This is a genomic window from Nocardiopsis sp. NPDC055879, assembly GCF_053615935.1.
This window is the reverse complement of record NZ_JBSHCT010000021.1, coordinates 96,313-102,972: the sequence shown is the minus strand read 5'-3', so window position 1 is coordinate 102,972 and position 6,660 is coordinate 96,313. Positions and strand designations below refer to the sequence as shown.

The 6,660-nt window shown below is 67.0% G+C and carries 7 protein-coding genes; 1 reads left to right on the top strand and 6 read right to left on the bottom strand.

What is annotated here, in order from left to right:
- Positions 1–44: 44 nt before the first annotated feature.
- The 5 genes from ACWGKS_RS23605 to ACWGKS_RS23585 form a co-directional block, all read right to left on the bottom strand.
- Complete coding sequence (locus tag ACWGKS_RS23605) at positions 45–347, bottom strand: hypothetical protein (protein ID WP_452524064.1); 303 nt, start codon at positions 345–347, stop codon at positions 45–47.
- Between the two features lie 311 nt (positions 348–658).
- Positions 659–1,438, bottom strand: a complete 780-nt coding sequence (locus ACWGKS_RS23600) for a hypothetical protein (RefSeq protein WP_358506521.1) — start codon at positions 1,436–1,438, stop codon at positions 659–661.
- Positions 1,435–3,501, bottom strand: coding sequence for a hypothetical protein (locus ACWGKS_RS23595; protein WP_358506518.1), 2,067 nt, complete (start codon positions 3,499–3,501; stop codon positions 1,435–1,437). Before ACWGKS_RS23595 ends, ACWGKS_RS23600 begins: the two co-directional genes overlap by 4 nt.
- A complete protein-coding gene (locus ACWGKS_RS23590) occupies positions 3,491–4,372 on the bottom strand; it encodes a hypothetical protein (protein ID WP_358506515.1) in 882 nt (293 codons plus the stop codon). The genes ACWGKS_RS23595 and ACWGKS_RS23590 overlap by 11 nt, the downstream gene beginning before the upstream one ends.
- Positions 4,373–4,492: 120 nt before the next feature.
- Positions 4,493–5,212: a Crp/Fnr family transcriptional regulator gene (locus ACWGKS_RS23585; protein ID WP_358506512.1), complete on the bottom strand. Its 720-nt coding sequence runs from the start codon at positions 5,210–5,212 to the stop codon at positions 4,493–4,495.
- 367 nt (positions 5,213–5,579) lie between these two features.
- On the opposite strand from ACWGKS_RS23585, the gene ACWGKS_RS23580 reads away from it, so the two are divergent.
- Positions 5,580–5,795, top strand: coding sequence for a hypothetical protein (locus ACWGKS_RS23580; RefSeq protein WP_358506509.1), 216 nt, complete (start codon positions 5,580–5,582; stop codon positions 5,793–5,795).
- A gap of 74 nt (positions 5,796–5,869) precedes the next feature.
- On the opposite strand, the gene ACWGKS_RS23575 is transcribed toward ACWGKS_RS23580, so the two are convergent.
- A complete protein-coding gene (locus tag ACWGKS_RS23575; protein WP_358506506.1) occupies positions 5,870–6,580 on the bottom strand; it encodes a DUF2267 domain-containing protein in 711 nt (236 codons plus the stop codon).
- Positions 6,581–6,660: the final 80 nt, after the last annotated feature.

Below are 6,660 nucleotides of genomic sequence, written 5' to 3'. Positions count from 1 at the left end.
CCACCCGTTGAAACAGCTCCCACAGTTTGTCCGGCACCAACCGCTCAACCATCGACACCGGGCCAGGCTATCGAGAATCCAAATGAGATGAGCTCGTAGAAGGTCTCGGCCTCGGCCTTCTCAAGCAGGTCGACCCGTTGGACGACGAGTTGCCGTTCGTCGATCCGGTACTCCTGCGCCCAGCGTGTGAACTCGGCGTGCTGGGCCACACCGTCCTTGGCGCTGGCCGCGGCGTTCACCCCGGCGAGCCGCTCGGTCTTCACACGTTGCCGTTCCAGGTATCGGTGGGCCCGGTCCACCGATACCTGTTCCTGCTCGATGATCCGCTCTCGGGCCGTGTTCTCCATGGCCTGGCCTCCTTCGAAGAGGAATGCGACGGGCGGCGCCGTCGGGGGGACGGCGCCGCTTGCGAGGTCGGGGGGTCGGGAACACACCGGCTACGTCATGCGCCTGCCGACCGAAGTTTTCAACGAATACACCAAATTATACTTGGCGTGAACACGACCAACCAGATGGCGTTGGGCACTTGTTCTCCACCGAAATCCGTGTTCGTCATCCCACCCGGGCTTCACGCCCTCAACGGAAGGCGTTCCCGAGCCGTCGGGAGAGGTCGATCGCCTTGGCCGCGCTCATTCGGGGCCAGCGCCCCGGCCCTCACTCAATTACTCAGCCACCTCTCGCGTAGCCGCTCGGCCAGGTCGCGGCGTTCGAGCCCTTCGAACATGGTGGTCAGACGCTCCAGGGCCGAGGGCACCTCCCACTCCGACAGACCACTCAGGAAGGCGTCGAGTACGGGATCGTCCGTTCCACCACGATGTTCACCGGCCTCCTCCGACCTGTTCCCCGAGGTGCTCATCAGGTCGAGAGCCGCCCCGGCGTTCTCGATCTCGTGCAGCAGGTCAGGGTTCTGCTCGTACCACCACACCCTGGCCACCTGCGGGTCACTGAGCACGTCGCGCTGAAGTTCACGGACCCGTTCCATACGAACTCGGTGGGCGGCCCGCTCGACCTCGTTGCGTGGGCCCACGCGTTCTCGTTCGCGTTCCAGGTCGAGGTCCTCCTTGTCTACGGACAACCGCGCCAGGACCGCGACCTCACGCACCACCTCCTCATGTGTTCCCTTCGCCTCGGCCAGGGCGCAGCCGATCTCGGCCTCGGCGCTCCCTCGGTCGCCAAGGGTGAACCCCGAGCTCACCCCCTTCGCGATCCGAATGACCTCGCGTTGCAGCAGGGCGCGCGCACGCGCCTGCGCCGCAGCTCCCGCCCCGTTCCAAGCGATGGTCATCTCGAAGGTGGCCTCGAACCCCATCCCGGCCGCGGCGCTCGGGACCCTGGCCTGGAACTCCACCGTCGTGTCCGGTGAGCGGAAGGCGATGCTCCACACCGGCGTATCGTGCTTATTACCGCGCTTGGTTCCGCGTCCACGTCCGATCATCATTTCCTCTCCTCAGTGATGATCCGCCACAGTTCTTCGATGGCCGGAGCTCTGTGCGTGTGGGCGTGCCGCCAACGGTTGATCCACCGTTCGAGCGCGGACCGGAAGGGGCCGTGTTCACGGGCGACGCCTCTGAGCACCTCGAAGCCGATGTCGCTCGCGTCCCGGCAATCGGCCAGGGCGTCGAACCACGCCCACAGCGCCCTTCCTACCTCGGCCTCAGATGAGGTGGCCGCTTGCCAGGCGCGAGCGAGTTCGTCGGATGTCCTCTCCCCCGACCACAAGTCCACCAACACTCGTGGCCCTGCCTTGCCCCCACGGGCGAGCAGACGGCACAGCGCCAGAGCAGCGACCTCGTTCGCTCGTCCCTTCCTCTCCCGAAACGTCCAGTCGACCAGGGACTCCAGGACGACGCCGGTGTTCTCCGGCTCCCCGGCGATGTCCTCCAATGCCTGGACCAGGCTCGGGTCCCAGAACACCAAGACCTTCTCGGCGATGGCACGGATGCGGGTCAGTGCGGTCTCGGGCTGGATCCGGCCGTAGACCCGGCAGACCTCCAAAACAGTCCGGTCACTCATACGCACTCGCGGGGAGCTCGCGATGTTGTAGAGCAGTCGGCGCACTCGGGGGCCGAACTCGGGCGAGAGTGCGGCTTCGGCCACCACGGGGATGGCCTCCCACATGAGTTCCTTGGTATTGCCCCACTCCTCGATGAGCATGCGGACCGGGGCAAAGTCCCGCTGTCTGCGGGCCAGGCGCAACCACCGCCGGGCCGCCTCCAACCGGTGGTGCTCACCCAGGTCGGCGACGGCCACGGGAACCCATTCCCGAAGGAGGGTGCGGGTCTCTGGGTGCTCACGCCACAGGTAGTCGAGCGCCTCGTCAGCGGCTTTGGGCCGATTGAAGTAGATGCCGTCCTCACGCACGTGGGCCTTGATCTCCCCCAGGTGGGAGGTGAGCCCGTCGCCGGAGATGGGGGTACGCCATAGCGGCGGAACGTGCCACACCTTCGCCAGCCCACGGGCATGGTGAGCGATGGCCGCCCGGGGTCCCCCTTCCAGCAGGGCGACGGTGGCCAGCAATACACGCTGGAACTCGGTGTCGAGAGCGTGTTCGCGGAACCATCCGGCCAGATCGTCGGAGTTCTCAACGTGGTCCTTCAGAACGTGTGCGATCCACTCCTTCTCATCGGTGAAGGAGTTCTTACGCCGGTGTGCCTCACGAACCAGAGTGATGACCCGGGCGGGTTCGGCACCTTCCAGGGCCTCGCGTACCTCGGCGGTGTCCAACCAGAGCGCGGTGGCCCTTTCACCGCATATGCGGCCCATGACGCGGCGGAAGACATCGATCGCACCGGCCGGCGCGTCGATACGCAACCGGGCCCGGAGGTCGTTTGGGAAGCCCCTAGAGACCGAATCGCTCACGAACACCAGCAGAGCACCGGATCGACGTGCGCCCATCGCCAACCCTCGAAGGGCCACCTTCTGCGTGGTCGTGGGCTCGGGCAGTCCGGTGAGGTCGAGTAGGAGAGACTCGTCGGAATCCACGTTGATCAGGGAGACCCCGGCGTCCTTGGCCGCCGTGTCGATCGTGAGCTCTTCGATCGGGCTTCCGAGTCGTACCGAAGCCAACGCATGCAGAGCGGCGGTGAAGCGTCCGGTTCCGGGTTTGCCCGAAACGACCCCCACGCCGTCGTCCCTGAGTTCGTTCCGGAATATGTCGTACGCGGCGGGGTCGGCGGCACAGAAGGTGTTGCGCACCTCCTTGACGCGTTCCTCGTCGACGGTGGCGGTCTGGCGGAGTCGCTGGGTGATGCCCTCGCCGATGTGCTCGTGGTAGTGGACGCCGCCGTTGATCTTTCCGGCGGCGACGGCTTGGCCCCTGTTCTTGTCGACCTTATTCCCGAAGCGGGGCCTGCGGCGGCCCTTCTTCGTGGCGTCCCCTTTGGTTTCGGAAGGGCGCTCCCCAGTGGTCTTCGCATCCTTGGCGCCCCCTTCTTCGGTCGGTTGCGCCTGCCGTCGTTCAGGGGGCGGGTCGTGCTCGGAGCCCGTTGGTTCAGCGGTCATCGACGTTCTCCCCATAGTGGACGCCGCCGTTGATGGTCCCGCCCTGGACGACCTGGCCGCGGTTATTGTTGCGAACCGCGTACTCGTTGTAGGCGTCGACCTGCTCAGGTACAGAGCGTGTACGCGAAGGAGCGTCGTCGGTGGTGGCGCCGCCGGAGTCACCGGTGGGGGCACCGTCGTCGGGGGTGTCCTTGGGCGACGTGTCCCCATCGGGGTCGGGACCCCAGGAAGGGGTGGGGACGAACAGGTAGCCCTCCGCGGAGAAGCCCTTGCCGCCCACGGTCGCGTTCACCTGACGCCACCGGGTGGGGCGCACCGTGGTGAAGTCGCCCAGAACCACGTCCTCGTACACGCGTCGGGAGATGATGGCGGCGACCAACGTGGTGTCGGGGTCGGTGCGCTTGAGTTCGGCGCGGACCGGTTCGGAGTCGAGCAGGCGGTGGGTGCTGATCATGGCCTCGCCCATGGCGTTCTTGGGGTCTCCGGCGCCGTGGTAGGGCAGGGGACCGACGTCGATGCTCACCCGCAGGCGCATGCGCAGGTCCCGGTCGAGGGCGGCCAGGACGGGCTGGATGTGCTCCAGGGAGTTCTGCAGGTTGCCCAGGAAGGGGCTGATGAGGAAGGGCAGGTGTTCGGGGTCGGTGCCGAAGACGTAGCCGTCGCCGCCGTGCCGGGCGAACAGCCTCTCCTCCCAGACCTTCGCCATGCCGGACTCCTTCAGCGCCTCCTCCAGCACCTTCGGGATGAGAGCGCCGATGATCTGCTGGTTCCTGGCGCTGGTACTGCTGAAGTTCTCCATGTCTACGGCCAATACGGCCCGGTAGAGCGGGAGCGGGGTGACGTCACCGTGTGCGGGCAGATCCAGTTCCATGCCGATTCTCCTCAGGGGGTGAGTGGGCCTCGGCGGCCCGTCCGCGGACAGCATCGCGCGGTGTCCGATGGGACTTTGTTCAGTTCTGAACACAACGGGAGGGAAGTGACGCACGGCACCTCAGCCGGGTTCGTCTCCCCGGGCGATGGCCTCCAGGCGGACCAGGTCGAGGAGGGCCACGTACTGGCGACCGGTGCGGATCAGCCCCATCTCCTTGAGACGGGTGTAGGCGTTGTGCACGGAGGTGCGGGAGAGCCCGACGAAACCGCCGATCTCCTGTTGGGGCAGGGGGATGTTCAGGAGCACGCCTCGGCCCGGGTCGTCGGGCCGGTCGGGCGCGTCAGTGAGCGGGGGCGGGATCGGCTCGCCGAGCATGGTCGCCAGGTGGACCAGGGCGGCGGGCAGGCGACGTTCGGCCGGTAGCCGAGAGAGCTGGACGCGGATCTGGTCGCTTTCGCTCTGCCGTCTGACCACGCTCTCCCACAGCCGGGAGACCAGGTCGAGTTCTTTGAGCCTGCGCTGGAAACGCTCGGCGGGCAGGTGAACGGTGGCGCCGTCGGTCAGGGCGACCACGGTGGCGCTGCGTGTCACTCCCCCGCCGGCCAGGACCGATTCGCCGAGGATCTCACCGTGGGATCGGAAGGCCAGCGGGGCCCGGGTGCCGTCGGCGTACACCGACTCCACGCGGAGGCGGCCGCCGAGGATGAGGTGGACGCCGGTGCCCGTGTCGCCCTGGTGCAGGAGGACCTGCCCACGGGTGAAGGCGCTGGAAGGGGTCGAGGAGACGAGTCGGTGCCACTGGTCGTCGGTGAGCAACCCACCGAAACCGTGTCTGCGCATGGGGGGTGTTCCTTTTCCGCTCAGGGGTCGCTGCCGAGTGTGAAGGTGCCCCCCTTCCGGCGGGCCGCGGCCCACGCCGGGTCAGCGGCGAGCCGTTCCGTGTATTGGCGTCATCATCTTAAATACAACTCTGTGAATAATGTCAACCATTTGCGCGAAAAACGCGGGCCGGGTACCTCGGCGGTCCTTCGGGCGGTCTCGCCGTGGCGGTCGAGTTCAGGCGGAAGGCGTCACCGAGCCACCGGTACCGGTCCCGGCCGTCGCGAGCACGTGTCCGGGCACCGCATGTTTTGCCTGTTCCTGCCCGTACCTTGGTGTTCGCCCGGGCAGGTGCTCCACGAACCGCACCCGACATCGAGGGGACCTCATGATCGCGAAGCTGTCCGAAATCGGCCTCACTTCCGAGATGGCCTACACCGCCGGTACCGCCAGCATCGGCCTGGCGTTCCTGAGCTGGGCCATGTCCAAGAAGAAGGAGGACGCCTCCCTCGACCGGGCCGACCGGTGGGGCATCTTCGTCGGACAGTGGGCTCCCACCTTCTTCGCTCTGGGCGTCGCTCTACGTCTTGAGGAGAAGAAGTAGCCTCCAAGAAGAAAAGGGGACCCGACACGGACGTGTCGGGTCCTTCTCTTTGTCGACCGTGGGCGGCGGAAGCGTCAGCCACCGGAACCGATCTTGGCGATGGCCGCGTCGACGCGTTCCGCCATCTCGATGTCCCGGGTGGTCACCGCGCCTATCGATGCGGTCCGCACGGTGAAGACGACCTCGGTGCCGGTGGTGTGGTGTTCGAAACCGTGACCGAGTTCGCGAGCCGCCTTGTGGGCCTGATTCAGCAGCGGTGTGAGCCGGTCGACCGGCAGGTTCACGGACCGGGTCAGACCCTCGGTGTCGCCCTGCCAGTCGGGAAGCCCCTCCAAGGCCCGCTCCAGGCCGGCCTGATCCAGGCGGTCGGGCGTGTCCGTCTGGCCGGTATCGGCCCGGCCGCGCGCTCCCTGGGGGTCGCGGGCCCACTCGGCGAGTTCGTCGGGAAGCCGAGAGGCCAGTTCCTCGGCGAGCCGGGGATCGCTCCGGTGGATCCCGGAGAGCACGGCTCCCATCAGGCGCACGCCTCTTTCCGGAGGGCAGCCGATCCGTTGGGCGACCTCCTCGGAGAGTTCACCGCTCTCCAGGGCCGGCGCACCCGGTTGCTCGGGGATATGGTCGCGCAGCATCGCGGGGAGTTGTTCGCGCAGATACTCGCGGGTATCCGGGTCGGTGTGCCGGGCCAGTACCTCGGCGGAGGCCTCCAGCGCTCGGCGCGCCTCCTCGTTGTCGGAGGTGCCGCCTTCGCGGGCCACGTGTTCCATGAGTTCCTGATAGGCGATCATGTTCCCCCCTCGCGTCGAGCGATGATCGACTCTCATGGTCCTCCTAACCTGCGGTTTCGCCGACAAAACCCACCTTGCCT